Here is a 17,078-nt window from a genome sequence, read left to right on the forward strand (position 1 = left end):
CCCGGGAAAACCGCTTCGCACTTCTGAAATTGCTTTAAGCCGGCAGATCTTCAAGCGGCATCGATATTTCGGCGAACACGCCTTCGCTGCGGAATTCGTGGGTCACTTCGCTCGATAAAACCTTGGCGAGGCTGCGGCGGATCAGGATAGAGCCGAAGCCCTGGCGTTCCGGCGGGTCGACTTTCGGCCCGCCGCTTTCGCTCCAGGTCAGCACAAGGCGGCGCGCGCCTTTCTTGCCCGCCGCCTTCCAGTCGACATCGACCTTCCCCGAGCCAACCGACAGCGATCCGTATTGCAGCGCGTTGCTGGCCAGTTCGTGCATGATCAGGCCGAGCCCCACCGCCTGGTCGGGCGAAAGCAGCAGCTCCGGACCGGAGATCACGATGCGCGGCCGTTCTGCCGAATCGAACGGCTTCACCTCGATCTGCATCAGTTCGCGAATACCGATGCCGCGCCATTCGCGATCCGACAGCAGGTTATGGGCAGCGCCCAGCGCCTGCAGCCTGGCGCCGAAGGCTTCCAGGAATTCGCTTGGGCGGCGAGCGTGGCGAACGGTCTGTGTGGCCAGCGCCTGCACGGTCGCCAGCGTGTTCTTGACCCGATGGTTGAGCTCGCGCAGCAGCAGCCTTTGCCGGTCCTCGCCGAGCTTGCGTTCCGAGATGTCGTAGTTGACGCCAAAGATAAGCGTCGGCTTGCCTTCGCCGTCGCGCTCGATGACGCGGCCGCGGGTGACTATCCAGCGCGGCGGATCGAAGCCTTTGACCCGGTATTCGCCGAAATAGTCGTCGCTGCCGGTCAGGGCATCGCGAAAGCGCGTCTCGGTCTGGTAGACGTCGCGCGGGTCGATGGCGGCCAAAATGTCGCGCGCCCGCAGCCGGTTCGAACGCGGCAGGTTGAACAGCTCCGACAAACGCACGTCGCATTCGATCATGTCGGTGCGGATATCCCAGGCCCAACTGGCGAGCGAGGCGGCATCGAGCGCTATGGCTCGGCGCTTTTCCTCCTGCGCCAAAGCAGCCGTGGCAATGGCGCCGCTGCGGGTGGCGTCCTTGAGGGTAAACAGGCTGGCGGCGAGGCTGGCCAGCGATTTCAAATGATCGAGCGCGGCAGCGGACGGAAATTCATGCGGCTCCCGGTCGAGCACGCACACCGTGCCGACGCGCGCGCCGGCGACCACCATCGGCGCGCCGACATAAAAGCGGACATGGTGTTCGCCGGTGACCAGCGGGTTGCGGGAGAAGCGAGGGTCGATGCTGGCATCCGGCACCACCATGGGCTCGTCGCCGGCGGCAATGGTATGGGCGCAGAACGATATGTCGGTCGCGGTTTCGGTCTCGTCGAAGCCGACACAGGATTTGAACCACTGTCGTTCGGTGTCGAGCAGCGTGACGAGCGCGATCGGCGCCTGCATCACGGCTGCGGCAAGGCCGGTGATGCGATCGAAGTCGGGATCGGAGTCGGTGTCGATCGCGTCAAGCCTATGCAGTACGGCAAGCCGCTCCGGCGCCGCCACGGCGCGGCGGACCTCAACCGGCAAACCAGCCTGCTTCGCCACCTTGCTATCCACCAAGCCCCCTCTCTTGCAGGCCCCACCTGCGGTGGCGCGCATCTCGCGCGGCCGTCGTCGCGCGCCGGAACTTTTGTAGCAAGCAATCGTTACCCCACCATGCTTCGCTGGCGATGGTTTTATCCACCATCCCGGTTGCGCGACAGGAACGCCGCCAATGACCAAGATCGCCCCTGAAAACAAAGCCCGTCAGGGGCGCTGGGGTTGGCACGGCCTGCGCATATTGGTCGCCGGGTTGCTCCTGGCTTTCATTGCTTGGGGAGCGGCCGAGATTTATGGCCAAAAGATCGATCCAGATACCCCTGAAAGCCAGGGGCAGCCCACCGGCCAGAGCGCGCCGGCCAACCAGAGCGCGCCAGCCGGCGAGGGGCAGTCGGGCGGCTAGGGTTTTCCGCGTCATTCGTAATCGCATCAGGCGGCCTTCGCCTGGGCGGCTTGCGCCGGAACCAGGACGTTCAGTGCGCCAGGGTGGATCTGGATTGTCGTTTCGCGCTCCAGCTTGACCAGTTCGCCGTCGATGACGGCGCCGAATTTCTTGCTCCCGGTATGGATCGTCACGATTGCCTTGTCGGCCTGATGAGTTTCGACATGATCGCTGTCGCGCCACCTGCCTCGAGCCATGTCGAAGAGCGCCCTGACCAGCTCGCCACGCTGCCGCGCCACGGTTACATAGATGCCGAGCACGCCGCCGGCAGGATTGTCGGCATAAGGCAGATGGCCTTCGCCAAACAGATTGTTGGAAATGCCGATGCCGCTGATGCGGGTCACGATTTCGGCTTCGCCGACCGTCAATGTCACCTTCATGGCTGGAGGATTGTTGATCGTCGTCCAAGCGGCCTTGGCCGAAGCGCGAATCTTTCCCAGGCGCGAGGCGAATTCCATATTGTCGCGCAGCTTCACCATCCTGGCGTGCAGGCCGATCGAGAACTGATGCACGAACGGCCGGCCATTCGCGCTCGCGATATCGACCGCCATGATCTCGCCGTCGGCAAAGGACTTCAGCGCGCCATCGATGGTCTGCGGAATTCCAAGGCCGCGGGCGAACAGGTTCATGGTTCCTGCAGGCAGGACGGCCAGCGCCTTCTTGTCATTCATCAGCCGCCCCGCGGCGGCCGAAATGGTGCCGTCGCCGCCACCGGCCAGCACGACGTCGATGTCGCGCCGCGCGGCGACCTTGTCGAGCGCCGCGACAATCTCCTTGCCGGCGACGATGTCGATATCGACGGAGTGACCAGCCGCCTCGAGCGTCTGGCGCATGCGGTCTGTTAGCGCGGAAAGATCGGTGGTCCGCAAGGTGCCGCCGTCCCGGTTCAGCACCGCTGCAAATCGCATGCCCCGCTCCGTATTCTTTTTAGCGGCCGGAATGCCAGCCGCAGGCTGAAACGGGCAAGCTTGGCAAAGGTTCCATCGGCCGGGCGGAATGTCGGGCGATTCCGCGGACTTGCCCAGGGTATTTCGATGCTCCCGTTTTTTCGGAACAAGCGCCTTGTCACAACGTTGTGATCCCATTGGAGGCGCCGCCTTCGGTCTCCCGGCAAGTGGTTTGCCGATTGCGGCGCGCATGAGATCACGCAAGAGGAGACTTAATCATGATCCGCACACTGTTCGCGACGACTGCACTCGCAACGCTGATCGCTACCGGTGCGTTTGCGCAGTCAACGACGGCCCCGGCGACGACCCCAGCGCCGGCTGAAGCCCCTGCTACCATCGCGCCGGCGCCGCAACAGGCCGACGGCGCGCTGATGACCAATATCATCGGCGAGTCCGTCTACAATGGCACTGGCGACGATGCGCAGAAGATCGGTGACGTCAGCGACGTCGTCCTCGATGAAAACGGCCAGGCGAAATCCGCCATTATCGGCGTTGGCGGCTTCCTCGGCATAGGCAGCAAGAACGTCGCCTTCGACTACGGCAAGTTGCAATGGGTCGAGAGGAATGGTGACCGCTGGCTCGTCGCCGAGACGACGAAAGAAGCGTTGACGGCGCTGCCCGATTTCGACCGCAAGCCCTACGATCCGGCCCCGGCCACTGCTTCCACGGCGCAGAACGACCCGCAGAAGCCGGTTGATCTCAACGCCGCGCCGTCAGAACCGGCGGTGAAACGCGCTGACGGCAATCTCGCAACCAACATCATCGGCGAGAATGTCTACAATGGCACTGGCGACGATGCCCAGAATATCGGCGACGTCAACGACATCGTGCTGACCAAGGATGGCAAGGCGCAGTCGCTGGTGATCGGCGTCGGCGGCTTCCTTGGCATGGGTGAAAAGAATGTCACCTATGATTTCGCCAAGGCGCAGTGGGCCGAAAAGAACGGCGATCGCTGGCTGGTGGCGCAGACCACCAAGGAGGAACTGCAGGCGCAGCCTGATTTCGACCGCAAGCCCTATGATCCGGCGCCGGTGACGACAACGTCCGACGCGACGCAACCGACTGCTCCGGCTGCCCCGACGGCCGTTGCACCGGCTGACAATGCTCAGCCCGCGGACAAGACCGCGGAAGCTCCGGCCGGTACAAAAGCCACCGATCCGACGCAAACGGCAGCGATCGACAAGTCCACACTGACCGAAATGCCGGTCGGTAACATCAGAGGCGACGACCTGAAGGGCACCACCGTCTATGGCGCCAACGACGCCAAGGTCGGCGAGATCGGCGACGTCGTGCTCACGCCCGACAGCAAGCCGGATGCCGTCATCATCGATGTCGGCGGCTTTCTAGGCATCGGCGCCAAGGAGGTCGCGGTCGGCATGGACAAGCTCAAATTCATGACCGACAAGGACGGCAACAAATATCTCTACACCAACTTCACCAAGGAGCAGCTGCAGGCGCAGGCTGCGTATGACAAGGGCAGCTATGCCGAGAAGCGCGACCAGCAGCGGATGATGGTACAGTAAGGGAATAGGCAGTAGGGATTGGGCAGTAGGCGAAACCGAGTGACGAGGCAATCAGGCCGCCAGAACATTCTACTGCCTACTGCCTACTGCCTACTGCCTACCACATATCCACCACCCCTTCGTCCGTCAGCTCTGCAAGCGCCAACGACTGGTCAAGATGCTCGGCGCGCCAGGCAAGCAGTCGCTCGGCAAATTCAAGCCGCACGCTGAGATAGGCCGGGTCGGCGGCAACGTTGGCCAGTTCGCCCGGATCCTTCTGCATGTCGAAGAGCAGCGGCGGCAGGCCGCCGCCGAAATGCACGTATTTGAATTTTTCCGTACGGATGACGGCGAGGTTGCACTGGCGCGAGCCGATGCCGAAATGCCGTTCGGCCTCACCGCTGGCAATCGAGCGGAAGTCGAACTCCCAATGCGCCGCGTCGCGCCAATCCTTAGGCGGTTCATCTTGCAGGAACGGTTTTAGCGAGCGGCCGTCGAGATGCAGCTGGGCGTCGGCGTCCAGCAGATCGAGCAAGGTCGGGAAGATGTCGACGGCCTCGGTGAAGTGGTTGACGGTCGAGCCGGCTGCATTGCCGTGACGCGGGTCGCGCACGATCAATGGGATGTGATAGCTGCCGTCGAAGAAGCCGCCTTTGCCCAGCATGAAATGGTCGCCCATCATCTCGGCGTGGTCCGAAGTCAGCACGATGATGGTGTCATCCCATGCATTCGCCGTCTTGATCGCTTGCCAGATGCGGCCAAGCTGCGCGTCGACCTCCGAGATCATGCCGTAATAGATCGCGCGGATGGCCCGGATGTTGTCGTCGCCCCAGTCGCGCACGTGGCCGTCGGTGCCGGGGCGGAAGCTTCTCCGCTTCTGGCGACCAAGGTCGTAAGCCAGATAGGGATGCCTTTGCGCCTCGGCCTGCCAAGTCTCGACATGGCGGAAGGGCGGTCCGTCCGCCGGATCATACAGCGTGTTGTAGGGCCGCGGTACGACAAAGGGCGGATGCGGGCTGATGAAGGAGACATGCGCGAACCATGGCGAATCCTGTTCGTCCAGCCAGCGAATGAATTCGCCGGCAAGAAAAGCGGTCGGCGTCTCGTCCCTGGAATAGACAGGCGGCGCGCTGGTCACGGCGTCGCCCGCTTCCCCGCCTACGGGGCGGTGAATGCCGGGAGAGCCCGCGCTGGTGTCGACGCCACGTGCCTTCAGCCATGACAGCCATGGTTTCTGATGCTCAGGCAGGAACTGGCGAACGCTGAAGCCGGGCAGCACGCCCTCATAGCTTTTCAGCCGGGGATCGCCCGGCGCCATCGTGCGCGGATCGGGCGAGACGTCGGTGTAGCCGAACAAAGTCGGATCATAGCCGAGGGCGCGGGCCGAAAGCGCCATGTTGCCGTGGCGGGCGTCGAGCGGCGTGCCGTTGCGGCAGACGCGATTGTTCATCTGGTAGAGGCCGGTGTAGAGGCACGCGCGGGCCGGCGAGCAGGGCGCCGCGCCGCCGTAATGCCGCATGAAAAGGACGCCTTCGGCGGCGAGCGCATCGGCATTCGGCGTCTTCACCACGGCATGGCCGGCAGCCGACAGGCAATCGCCCCGCCATTGGTCGCAGGAGATCAATAGGATGTTCGGGCGTCTGCTTTTCGCGGCCAATGCTCTATCCTGTCACGTCGGGAAGACGTTCAATGAACCGGAATTTGGCGGCAGCGCAAGCCTGTCAGTCTTGCTTAAATGGTGAACGAAAATTTCCTGCTGTTCACTATTGGGATACAGTCCATTCTGAGTTTGCCGCCTTTGCCATTGCCAGGCGGCCCCTCATATAGGCGTGGACAGCGGCAAGAGCCGCAAACCGAAGGGAAGGAGCAAGACAATGCTCGACCAGATCAAGGGCCTGCATCACGTGACGTCGATGGCCGGCGATGCGCGCCAGAACAATAATTTCTTCACGCACAAGCTCGGCCTGCGCCGGGTCAAGAAGACCGTCAACTTCGACGCGCCAGATGTCTATCACCTCTATTATGGTGACGAGCACGGTACGCCCGGCTCGGTGATGACCTATTTTCCGTTCCCGGACATTGCCAGGGGTCGCCACGGCGTCGGCGAGGTCGGGACCACGGCCTATTCGGTGCCGGCCGGCACGCTCGGCTATTGGGAAAAGCGCTTCGCCGATGAAGGCGTTGCGGGTGTCTCCGGCGAAGAGACGTTCGGCGAGAAGCGGCTGGCCTTCGCCGGTCCCGACGGCGACGGTTTCGCGCTGGTCGAAGACAAAGCGGACAGCCGCGCGCCATGGTTGAAAGGCGGCATTCCCGCTGATGAGGCCATACGCGGCTTCCACTCGGTCTCCCTCAGATTGAAGGATGGTGGCGCCACGGAAGAGCTGTTGAAGTTCATGGGCTATGAGCAAGTGGACAAGTCCGGCAATGTCAGCCGGCTCGCCATCAAGAACGGCAACGGCGCTGACGTCGTCGATATTGAATCGCTGCCTACGGCGGGCTTTGCCAATCTCGGCGCCGGCTCGGTCCACCATGTCGCCTTCGCGGTGGAGAACCGCGCCAAGCAGCTCGAAGTGCGCAAGGCGCTGATCGATACGGGTTACGGCGTGACGCCGGTGATCGACCGCGACTATTTCTGGGCGATCTACTTCCGCACGCCGGGCGGCGTGCTGTTCGAAGTTGCGACCAATGAGCCGGGTTTCGACCGCGACGAGGACACTGCCCATCTCGGCGAGGCGCTGAAGCTGCCGACGCAGCACCAGCATCTGCGGCCCTATCTTGAAGAGCATCTGCAGAAGCTGGAGGGCTGAGACGATGAGCAAGGAAGCTTACTTCCATAAGGCGCTGCCGGGTTCGCCCGGCGGCCCCCTGCTCTTCGTCTTTCACGGCACCGGCGCGGACGAGAGCCAGCTGCTGTCGCTCGGGCGCGACCTCGCACCGCAGGCGACGATCGTATCGCCGCGCGGCGATGTTTTCGAGCATGGTGCGGCGCGTTTCTTCCGCCGCACCGGCGAGGGCGTCTACGACATGGACGACCTCGCGCGGGCGACCGCCAAGATGGCCGGTTTCATCAAGGCGCAGGTGGCAGCGGCAAGGCCATCTTCGGTCTTGGGTCTCGGCTATTCCAACGGCGCCAACATCCTGGCGTCCGTAATGTTCGCCGCGCCCGAGCTGTTCGATGCCGCGGTGCTGATGCACCCGCTGATCCCGTTCGAACCGCACGTGCAGGGCAGCCTTGCCGGACGCCGCATCCTGGTCACCGCCGGCAAACGCGATCCGATTTGCCCGCCCAACCTGACATCCCGGCTGGAGGCCTATTTGCGCGCCGATGGCGCCGATGTCACAGTGGAGTGGCACGATGGCGGCCACGAAATTCGGCCAAACGAGATCGAAGCGGCGAGGCGGCTTTTTGCCGATGCGCCGGTTGAAGGAGCAAGCGATGCCTGACGAATTGCCTGAGATCGAACTCGAGGACCGCGGCTCGAAGGGACGTTATGTGCTGCGCGGACCCGGTGGCGCCGAGGCGGAAATGACCTTCACCAAGGTCGGCGAGCACCAGATCATCATCGATCACACCGAAGTGCCGGACGTGTTTCGCGGCCAGGGCGCCGGCCTTCGGCTCGTCACCCGCGCCGTCGAGGATGCGCGGGCAGTGGGCAAGAAGATCATCCCGCTCTGCCCCTTCGCCAACGCCCAGTTCCGCCGCCATCCGGAATGGGCGGATGTGCTGAAGCAATAGACCTTTTTCCCTTCTTCCCTTGTGGGGTGAGTTGCCGGTCGCCGAAGGCGAATTCATCGTGCCGGTGGCATGATGAAAGGCCGGCGAACGCCGGGACGCTGCGAAGCAGCGGGGACCGGCAGGTGGTCGGAGTCGCTCAGCCACAAGAGCGAACGCCTCTCTGGCATTTGCGCAGTTCGGCCTTCTTGCCTAAGTACACAGTTCGCTGCGGTTCGTCCGCTCCTGCCAACTGACCGAATGGCTTCCTGATGACCGAATCCGATCTCGTCCCCGTCTTCGACGGCCACAACGACACGCTGCTGCGACTGTACCAGTCGAAAGACACCGACGTCGAAAAGCTGTTCATCGAGGGGACGCAGGGCGGTCATATAGACCTGCCGCGCGCCAAGAAGGGCGGCTTTGCCGGCGGCATGTTCGCGATCTTTCCACCGCCGGTCGAGAAGAGCAAACGTGCTGCGGTGCCGCCGGCGCCGAGCGACAATGAGCCATTGCCGCCGGAACTGCCACGCGCTGATGCGCTCAATTCCACCATCGGCATGGCCTCGATCCTGTTTCGGCTGGAGCGCGCGGGCGCGCTGACCGTCTGCCGCAGTGCCGGTGACATTCGCGAGGCGATGGCGAAAGGTTCGATCGCGGCGGTGTTTCATATTGAAGGCGTCGAGGCGATCGATCCCGAACTTACCTTGCTCGACGTGCTCTACGAAGCCGGCCTGCGCTCGCTCGGCATTGTCTGGAGCCGACCCAACGCCTTCGGCCATGGCGTCCCGTTCCGCTTTCCGTCGTCGCCCGATACCGGACCGGGGCTGACCGATGCCGGCAAGGCGCTGGTCAAGGCCTGCAATCAGCTCAAGATCATGGTCGACCTGTCACATCTCAACGAAAAGGGCTTTCGCGATGTCGCCGCGCTCAGCGATGCGCCGCTGGTCGCCACTCATTCCAACGTGCATGCGCTGTGCACCCATTCGCGCAACCTGACGGACTGGCAGCTCGGCGCTATCCGCGAGACCGGCGGCATGGTCGGGCTCAACTTCGCCACCGGCTTCCTGCGTGAAGACGGACGGATGAATTCGGACACCAGCCTCGACATCATGGTGCGCCATGTCGACTCGCTGCTGCAGGCGCTGGGCGAGGACGGCGTCGGTCTCGGCTCGGATTTCGACGGGGCGATGATTCCGGCCGTCATCGGCGACGTTGCCGGTCTGCCGAAGCTGATAGATGCGCTGGCCGCGCGCGGTTTCGGACGCGCGTTGATCGAGAAGATAGCCTATCGCAACTGGCTGAACGTTCTCGAAAGAACCATAGGCTGAGGCTTAAGCGCCCATGCGCTTCAGCCAATCCTGGCCGCCGCGATCCCTGATCATCGGCAGCGGGTTCTCCCAGTCCAGCCGCGCGCAGATGCGGTAGACTTCGAGCGTCTCGGCGCTCATTTCGCCGCGCTTGTAGAAGTACATGGCGGCGGCATAGCGGGTACGACCCGACCATTTTTCGCCGAGCGGCGTGTTGACCAGCTGCCACTGTTCGGCGGCTTCCGTCTCATCATCCGGTTCGTCGGCCATGATCAGAAATCCGCCGGCGGATTGGCGGTGCGGCGGTCGAGCTTGATGAAAGGACGGGCCACCACCTTGGCCCGCTTCATCAGCTTCTGGTACTGCAACTCGCGCATGGCGTAGATCTCGACCCAGAGGTCTTCCACCATCGTATCACCATAGGGACGCGTCAGCGAGGCGATGGCGATATTGCGCTTGGCCATCGGCGACCAGATGGCGGCGCTGACCAGCCCGACCTCCTGATGCTTCTTGTGGTAGACGATGGCGTGCTCGGCCGGGATGTTGCCTTCGATCTCCAGCCCGACCAGCATGTGGCGCAGCTTGCGTTTGGCGCGCGCTTCGAGCATGGCGCGGCGGCCATTGAAATGGCCTTTTCCCAAATCGACCATAAAGCCGAGACCGATCTCGTCCGGCATGCGCAGACGGTCGGCGCGAATGGCATGCTCGGCGGTGGTGAAGTCGGCATTGGCGACGATGAGGCCGGCTTCCAGCCGGGCGCGGTTGAGGGCGGCGTAGCCGATGGCGCGGATGCCGCGCAGTTCGCCTGCCGTCATCAGGCGGTCCCAGAGGCTGAGCGCTTTTTCGGCCGGCACGAACAGTTCGTAGCCGAGATCGCCGGTGAAGCCGGTGCGTGAGATGGTGACGGTGCTACCGTCATGCGGGAACTCGGCGAGATCGAACACTTTGAGTTTTTCAACGCCGGCAAAGCCGGCCTCGCGCAGCACGGCGAAGGAGGTTGGGCCTTGCAGAGCGAGACCAGCGACGCTTTCAGTCTCTTCTTCGACGGTCACTTCGAAACCGATGGCGCTGTCGAGCAGCCAGGGCAGGTGCCGCTCCTGCGAACACAGGCGGAAGCGGGTCGGCGACAGCCGGAACAGCGTGCCGTCATCGAGGACAAAACCTTCGTCGTCGCACCATGCGGTGTAGTGGACGCGGCCCGGTTTCAGCTTGGTGACATCGCGCAGCGTGACGCGATCGAGGAAGGCTTCGGCATCCGGCCCCTCGATGCGGTATTTGGTCATCGGCGAGATGTCGAACAAAGCCGCCTGGCTGCGGATGGCGAAATATTCGAGTTCCTCGTCCCACAGCGAATGCGGCGCGCGATAGCCGGCCCAATTGTACCAGTCCTGAGTTTTGGCCAGCGCATCGATGCGCGGCTGGAACGGCGTGCCGAGACGCAGTGTGCGGAAATGCGACTGCGCTGTGGTGCGGGCGGCGTTGTTGATCGGACTCGTCATGACGGCATTCCTTCGCCGTAAAGTGCGGCGTTGACTGGCTGAAACATCCGATCATCCCCTCATCGCGATGATGCGCCGCGCCGCATTCAAACCGGGAGCACCCGAAACGCCGCCGCCCGGATGCGAACCGGCGCCGGCCAGGAACAGCCCCTCGATCGGCGTGTCGTAGCCCGACCAGCCGGAGACGGGCCGCGACATCAACATCTGGTCGGCCTGCAATTCGCCGTGGTGCCAATGGCCGCCCGGCATGCGGCAATTGGCTTCGATATCGGCTGGCGTCAAAAGCTCGGCATGCAGCACGGACTTGCCGATACCGGGGGCGTACGCTTCGAGCTGCGCCATAACAGCCTTGAGGAATTTCGGCTTGCCGGCATCCCAACCCTCTTTCAGCGCATAAGGCGCGTATTGCACGATCGCCGACAGCACGCAGGCGCCGCTTGGCGCGAGCGACGGGTCGGAGAGCGACGGCAGTGTGATCTCCATCACCGGTTCGGCTGAGAACTCGCCATATTTCGACGGGTTGAAGGCGCGCTCGACATGGTCGGGCGAGGGCGCGATAACCAGACGGCCCTTGTGATTATCGGCGTCGACGCCGGAAAATTGCGGTGGCCGATCGAGCGCCAGATGGAGCTTCGCCGCGTCGCCCCTCATGCGGATGTTCTTTACCTTGCGCACGAAACCCGTGTCGATCTCGCGCGGGCCGACGAGATCGAGCATTGTGGTCGCCGGGTTGATGGCGGAAACGATCGTTCTGGCGTGAAGCACCTCGCCGCCGTCGAGCGTCACGCCGAGGGCGCGGCCTTTCTCGACGACTATCCTGGCCGCGGGCGCTGCCGTGCGGACGGTGACGCCGGCTTTCTCCGCCGCCGCGCGGATCGTGGCGACGACTGCACCCATCCCACCTTTCGGCAGCATCTGCGCGCCGGTTTTGCCGCCGGTCTCGCCGGCCAGCCGATAGTAGAGGCCGAGCAGGGAGGTCGGCGAACGCGGGCCGAGGTGGCTACCAAGCGTGGCGTCGAAGGCAAGCAGGCCCTTCAGCCTGATATCGGCAAGCTGCTCGTCGAGCAGGTCGGCGACGTTCATCAGGAGAACGCGCAGGAAGTCGCGCATGTCTTCCTTGCCGAGCTTTTTCAGCGCCACGGCCGTCTGGCCGAGCGCTGCGGTTTCAAGCAGCGACATGCCACCGAGATCGGGCGGGCGCCGCGACAGGAACGGTTTCAGGATGCCGGCATAGCGCATGAGTTGCGCGCGCAATTCCTTCCAGGCGGACTGCTCGGACGGAGTGGAGCCGGTCAGCACTTCGCCATAGGCGCCATGCAGGACAAGCGGCGGGCCGTCCCTCGCCAAGGCGACCGACGGAATGAAGTCTGCGCGGGTGACCTGCAGCCCGTGTTTCTCCAGCTCCAATGTCTTCACCACGTCGGGGTGCAGGCGGTTCAGCACATGCGCGATCGAGGAGACCCGAAAACCCGGCGCAAACTCTTCGGTGCGCGCCGCGCCGCCGACATCGCCGGCCGCTTCCAGCACCAGCACCTTGCGGCCGGCTTTCGCCAGAGTGGCGGCAGCGACAAGGCCGTTATGGCCGCCGCCTATGATGATGGCATCAAATGACGTCATGGGCCGGGCTCATATGGGAGGTCGATTTGGCGAGGTCGCGCAGGATCTCGGCTGCCGCATTGCGGCCGGGTGCGCCCATGACGCCGCCGCCGGGATGTGTCGAGGAGCCGCACATATAGAGCCCGCCGACCGGCGAGCGGTATTGTGCGTAGCCCGGCACCGGGCGGTTGAACAGCAGCTGGTCGAAGGTCAGCTCGCCCTGGAAAATGTTGCCTTCGGTGAGGCCGACCTCGGCTTCGATCTCGCGCGGCGTGCGCACCTCCATATGGACGATGCGGTCGCGGAAGCCTGGCGAGTATTCGGCGATCTGCGCAACTACGCTTTCGGCGAAACCGTCGCGGTCGGCATCGGTCCAGTCGCGGCCGTTCACCTTGGGCGGTGCGTACTGCACGAAGCAGCTCATGAAATGCTTGCCCGGCGGCGCCATGGTCGGGTCGAGCGTCGTTGGGATGACCATGTCGAGGAATGGGTCGGCCGACCAGCGACCGGCCTTCCAGTCGTCATAGGCGCGCTCCATGCGCTCCATGGAATCGGTGAAATGCATGTCGCCGCGATAAACGGGTGAATCCTTCGGCAGTGCCGGGAATTCCGGCAGAGAATCCAGCGCGATGTTGACCTTGCCGGAGGAGCCGCGGATCTTGAAGTTCCTGACCCGCCGCAGGAAAATGTCGGGCAGTTCCTTCTCCTCGACCAGTTTCAGGAATGTGCGTTTGACGTCGGCGTTGGAGACGACGAGCTTGCCGTAGACCTCCTCGCCGCCGGCCAGCACCACGCCCTTGGCCTTGCCTCGGCTCACCAGCACATGGTCGACCTCGGCGCCGGTGCGGATAGCGCCGCCGGACGCCTTGAATGAAGCGGCGAGCGCCTTGGTGACGGCGCCCATGCCGCCGCGCGCATAGCCCCAGGCGCCGACCGAGCCGTCGACCTCACCCATATAATGGTGCAGCAGCACGTAGGCTGTGCCGGGCGACATCGGCCCGAGCGCGGTACCGATAATGCCGGACAAAGCGAAGTTCGCCTTGATGACATCGGTCTCAAAATATTCGTCGAGGAATTCCGAGATCGACATGGTCCAGAAGCGCAGCGTCAGCGCCATTTCTTCTGATGACAGGCCGACGAATTTCTTGCCGAGATAGAGAAGCTCTCCGAGGTCGCGCGGCTTGAGACTGGCCGGGTCCGGTGCGGTGCGCATCAGCAGCGGCTGGATGAAACGGCACTGCCGCGTCACGTCGCGCGAATAGCGGTCATAGGCCTCCGCGTCGCGCCTGGAGAAGCGGGCGAATTCGCGCCGGTGCGCATCGTGGTCACGGTAGTTGGCGAGGTAGTCGCCGTCGCGGGTGAACACGGCGCCGCCTTCATAGGAAATAACCTGCAAGCCGAAACGCGGCAGTTCGAGGTCGCGCATGATCTCGGGGCGAAACAGCGAGCAGACATAGGAGCAGTTGGAGTAGAGGAAGCCCGGCGTCAGCTCGCGGCTGGTGGCGGCGCCGCCGACCCAGTCGTTCTTTTCCACCACCAGCACGTCGAGCCCGGCGCGTTGCAAATAGCAGGCGTTGACCAGGCCGTTGTGCCCGCCGCCGATGACGATCGCATCCCAAGCTTTCATTCGCGCCCAGCCTTCATGGTGCTCGACCCTTCATTTTCGCGTGATTTGTCGCCGAATGCGCGGAATTTGGCACGGCAGCGGCTATTCTGTCCAGCCATTCTGAATGAATGTTCAACAAATAATATTGCGTTTTCCTGTTAATACGCTACGCTTTGCCGGCATTCGAACCTGCGCAATTCGGCTGATGGGACTTAAAGTCTGATGATCGAAACGGCAGATGGCGAGCCGGAATATGACGACCCGCGATCCGCTTCCTCGAGGCGCTGTGGGGCGAGGGTTATCTGTCGCCGGGCGGACCCGACGAGGTCGACCGGGTGGTCGAAGGCCTGTCGCTCAAGGGCAAGACGATCCTCGACATAGGCTGCGGCTCCGGCGGCATCGCGTTGCATCTGATCGAGCGCCACGGTGCAGCCCATGCCACCGGCTTCGACATCGAACGCCCGGTGATCGAGGCGGCCAGAACGCGGGCTGCTGCACGCGGGCTCTCAGACCGCGCCAGCTTCATCCAGGCGTCACCCGGAGCGCTGCCTTTCACCGATGGCGCCTTCGATGTTGTGTTCTCCAAGGACGCGCTTTTGCATGTGCCCGACAAGGACGCGCTGTTTGCCGAAATCTTCCGCGTGCTCAAACCGGGCGGCGTCTTTGCCGCCTCCGACTGGCTGATCGGCCATGACGGCGAGCCGTCATCTGAGATGAAGGCCTATGTCGCGGCCGAAGGCCTGTCCTTCGCCATGGCCTCGCCGGCACGCTATGCGCAAGCGATGCGCAGCGCCGGCTTTGCCGATGTCACTGTGAAGGACCGCAATTCTTGGTATCGCAAGGTCGCGCGCGGCGAGCTGGAAAGGCTGAAAGGCCCGCTCTACCAGACGGCGGCAGCCGCAGTCGGAGCGGCCTATATCGACAAGAACATACGAACCTGGGAGGCCATGCAGAAGGTGCTTGACAGTGGCGAGCACCGTCCCACTCATCTTCGCGGGTGGAAGCCGGCTGTGGTGGGATAGCCGGCAATGTGGAGCATGACGGCACCGATGAAAGCTGCAGCGCGCGAAGAGCGATCCTCCGACACGTCTGGAAAAACCGAGCCGGAAAAACGCGGCCGCAAGGCGTCGAAGGAGGTCAGGCAACAGCAGCTGATCGAAGCGACCATCGATTCGCTGGCCAAGCGCGGTTATTCGGAAACGACGATGGCCGATGTCGCTGACGGCGCCGGCCTGTCGCGCGGCATCGTCAACTTCCATTTCGAGAGCAAGGAGAAGCTGCTCGTCGCCACGCTGGCCTATATGGCCGACGAATATGCGGCGCATTGGCGCGTCGCGCTGACCAAGGCCGGCGAGGATCCAGCCCGGCAGCTGCGGGCGCTGGTCGCCGCCGATTTCGACCGTTCGATCTGCAACAAGCGCAAGCTCGCGGCGTGGTGCGCGTTCTGGGGCGAGGCCAAGTCGCGGCCGACCTACCAGGCGCTGTGCGGCGCGCGCGACGCGGCCTACCAGAAGATCTTCATCGACCTCTGTGCCACGCTCAAGCAGGGCGGTGGTTATGCCTATGAGCCGCAGGTCATGGCGCTCGCGCTCAGCGCCATGCTGGAGGGCTTGTGGCTGCGGCTGATGATGGGCACCGAGGACGTCACCCGTGAGAGCGCGCTGCAGGCGGCAAACGAATTCCTGTCAGCCGCCTTTCCGAAACACTATCCGCCGGACAGCGGACGTTGACAACAACCGGCGGATCCAAGCCGGAGCGAACAATCAGAAACAAAGAGGATGGAACAGCATGAAAAGAACAACCCGACGCCTGACACTGACATTGGCGCTGACGGCGACGCTGGCGGCTTCGGCCGCCGCGCTTGCGGTCGCCGCCGACAAGGACCTGATCGTGTTCGACTGGTCCGGCTATGAGGACCCGAGCTTCCACCCCAGATATGTCGAGAAGAACGGCGACTCGCCGACCTTCGCCTTCTTCGGCGACGAGGACGAAGCCTTCGAGAAAGTGCGCTCCGGTTTCAAGGCCGATCTTGGCCATCCCTGCTCGCAGAGCGTGACAAAGTGGCGTGAGGCGGGGCTGCTGCAGCCGCTCGACACCTCGAAGATCACCGGCTGGAAGGATCTCAATCCCGGCATCATGGCGATGAAGGATCTGGCCACCACGTCGGACGGCAAGGCCTGGTTCATGCCGTGGGACTGGGGCAACACCCAGCTCACCTACAACTCCGACAAGATCGACGCGAAGGATGTGCAGTCGCTGAAGGCCTTCGCCGATCCCAAGTTCAAGGGGCGGGTCTCAATCGGCGACAATGTCGACGACGCCTATGCGCTGGCCAACCTTGCCATCGGGCTCAAGGACTGGACCAAGATGACGGACAACCAGTTCAAGCAGGCTTCCGACTTCCTGCGTCAGGTGCACAAGAATGTCCGCTCCTACTGGACCGATACCACCGACGTCGTGCAGTTGCTGAGCGGCGGCGAGGTCGATCTCGCCTGGGCATGGAACGATGCCACGGTACAATCCGTCGCTGCCGGTGTGCCGATCAAGTCCAAGAAGGATACGGACGAAGGCATCTCGACCTGGGTCTGCGGCTACGTGCTGTTCAAGGACGCACCCGGCAATGTCGACAAGGCCTATGACTACCTCAACGCGATCAACGATCCCGAGATCGCCAAGGTGCTGGTCAAGGACTGGGGTTATGGCCAGGCCAACGCCAAGGGCATGGCCGGCGTCGACCCGGCGATCCTGAAAGAAAAGGGCTATGACGACGTGCAGAAATTCGTCGACAAGACCCTGTTCCAATCGCCCGTGCCGTCGTCGCTCAAGCTCAAGATGATCGCCGAATTCGAGAAGATCAAGGCAGGCTACTAAAGCTCTGTCCGGCCTCCTCCGTCTGCCTGTCAGTGCGCCGGGCA

16 protein-coding genes are annotated in these 17,078 nt (G+C 63.4%); 9 read left to right on the plus strand and 7 right to left on the minus strand.

Annotation, left to right across the window (positions count from 1 at the left end; all coding sequences use genetic code 11):
• Positions 1-34: 34 nt before the first annotated feature.
• Entirely contained in the window at positions 35-1,609 is a 1,575-nt protein-coding gene (locus tag ACYG9R_RS14240; RefSeq protein ID WP_081726947.1) for an HWE histidine kinase domain-containing protein, read from the minus strand.
• Between the two features lie 115 nt (positions 1,610-1,724).
• Here ACYG9R_RS14240 and ACYG9R_RS14245 point away from each other — a divergent pair, with 115 nt between their 5' ends.
• Complete coding sequence (locus tag ACYG9R_RS14245) at positions 1,725-1,952, plus strand: hypothetical protein (RefSeq protein WP_023735212.1); 228 nt, start codon at positions 1,725-1,727, stop codon at positions 1,950-1,952.
• Between the two features lie 26 nt (positions 1,953-1,978).
• On the opposite strand, the gene ACYG9R_RS14250 is transcribed toward ACYG9R_RS14245, so the two are convergent.
• Entirely contained in the window at positions 1,979-2,899 is a 921-nt protein-coding gene (locus tag ACYG9R_RS14250; protein ID WP_023751666.1) for a diacylglycerol/lipid kinase family protein, read from the minus strand.
• A 257-nt stretch (positions 2,900-3,156) separates the two neighbouring features.
• On the opposite strand from ACYG9R_RS14250, the gene ACYG9R_RS14255 reads away from it, so the two are divergent.
• Positions 3,157-4,461, plus strand: a complete 1,305-nt coding sequence (locus tag ACYG9R_RS14255) for a PRC-barrel domain-containing protein (RefSeq protein ID WP_023706302.1) — start codon at positions 3,157-3,159, stop codon at positions 4,459-4,461.
• Between the two features lie 97 nt (positions 4,462-4,558).
• On the opposite strand, the gene ACYG9R_RS14260 is transcribed toward ACYG9R_RS14255, so the two are convergent.
• The gene (locus tag ACYG9R_RS14260; RefSeq protein WP_031197104.1) at positions 4,559-6,097 is read right to left on the minus strand and encodes an alkaline phosphatase family protein; all 1,539 of its coding nucleotides are present in this window, start codon (positions 6,095-6,097) and stop codon (positions 4,559-4,561) included.
• A gap of 217 nt (positions 6,098-6,314) precedes the next feature.
• On the opposite strand from ACYG9R_RS14260, the gene ACYG9R_RS14265 reads away from it, so the two are divergent.
• The 4 genes from ACYG9R_RS14265 to ACYG9R_RS14280 all read left to right on the plus strand — a co-directional run bounded on the left by ACYG9R_RS14265 (position 6,315) and on the right by ACYG9R_RS14280 (position 9,483).
• Complete coding sequence (locus tag ACYG9R_RS14265) at positions 6,315-7,247, plus strand: VOC family protein (protein ID WP_023824990.1); 933 nt, start codon at positions 6,315-6,317, stop codon at positions 7,245-7,247.
• Positions 7,248-7,251: 4 nt separating this feature from the next.
• The gene (locus ACYG9R_RS14270) at positions 7,252-7,884 is read left to right on the plus strand and encodes an alpha/beta hydrolase (RefSeq protein ID WP_023824989.1); all 633 of its coding nucleotides are present in this window, start codon (positions 7,252-7,254) and stop codon (positions 7,882-7,884) included.
• Entirely contained in the window at positions 7,877-8,176 is a 300-nt protein-coding gene (locus tag ACYG9R_RS14275; protein ID WP_023683956.1) for a GNAT family N-acetyltransferase, read from the plus strand. Before ACYG9R_RS14270 ends, ACYG9R_RS14275 begins: the two co-directional genes overlap by 8 nt.
• Before the next feature lie 248 nt (positions 8,177-8,424).
• Complete coding sequence (locus ACYG9R_RS14280) at positions 8,425-9,483, plus strand: dipeptidase (RefSeq protein ID WP_023824988.1); 1,059 nt, start codon at positions 8,425-8,427, stop codon at positions 9,481-9,483.
• A gap of 3 nt (positions 9,484-9,486) precedes the next feature.
• Here ACYG9R_RS14280 and ACYG9R_RS14285 read toward each other — a convergent pair whose 3' ends face one another.
• From ACYG9R_RS14285 to ACYG9R_RS14300, 4 genes are read right to left on the minus strand one after another with little or no spacing between them, the layout of a single operon-like run.
• Complete coding sequence (locus tag ACYG9R_RS14285) at positions 9,487-9,732, minus strand: hypothetical protein (RefSeq protein ID WP_023690115.1); 246 nt, start codon at positions 9,730-9,732, stop codon at positions 9,487-9,489.
• A gap of 2 nt (positions 9,733-9,734) precedes the next feature.
• Positions 9,735-10,961, minus strand: a complete 1,227-nt coding sequence (locus ACYG9R_RS14290) for an aminomethyltransferase family protein (protein ID WP_023824987.1) — start codon at positions 10,959-10,961, stop codon at positions 9,735-9,737.
• Between the two features lie 51 nt (positions 10,962-11,012).
• On the minus strand, positions 11,013-12,578 hold the full coding sequence (locus tag ACYG9R_RS14295; protein WP_023824986.1) for a phytoene desaturase family protein: 1,566 nt from the start codon (positions 12,576-12,578) through the stop codon (positions 11,013-11,015).
• Positions 12,565-14,184, minus strand: coding sequence for a phytoene desaturase family protein (locus ACYG9R_RS14300; RefSeq protein WP_023670078.1), 1,620 nt, complete (start codon positions 14,182-14,184; stop codon positions 12,565-12,567). Before ACYG9R_RS14300 ends, ACYG9R_RS14295 begins: the two co-directional genes overlap by 14 nt.
• A gap of 314 nt (positions 14,185-14,498) precedes the next feature.
• On the opposite strand from ACYG9R_RS14300, the gene ACYG9R_RS14305 reads away from it, so the two are divergent.
• The 3 genes from ACYG9R_RS14305 to ACYG9R_RS14315 are packed head-to-tail and all read left to right on the plus strand — an operon-like array spanning position 14,499 to position 17,034.
• Positions 14,499-15,185: a class I SAM-dependent methyltransferase gene (locus ACYG9R_RS14305; RefSeq protein ID WP_245260131.1), complete on the plus strand. Its 687-nt coding sequence runs from the start codon at positions 14,499-14,501 to the stop codon at positions 15,183-15,185.
• A 27-nt stretch (positions 15,186-15,212) separates the two neighbouring features.
• On the plus strand, positions 15,213-15,893 hold the full coding sequence (gene betI, locus ACYG9R_RS14310) for a transcriptional regulator BetI (protein WP_023670076.1): 681 nt from the start codon (positions 15,213-15,215) through the stop codon (positions 15,891-15,893).
• Between the two features lie 58 nt (positions 15,894-15,951).
• Positions 15,952-17,034, plus strand: a complete 1,083-nt coding sequence (locus tag ACYG9R_RS14315) for an ABC transporter substrate-binding protein (RefSeq protein WP_023824985.1) — start codon at positions 15,952-15,954, stop codon at positions 17,032-17,034.
• Positions 17,035-17,078: the final 44 nt, after the last annotated feature.

Source organism: Mesorhizobium sp. RSR565B, from assembly GCF_054719465.1.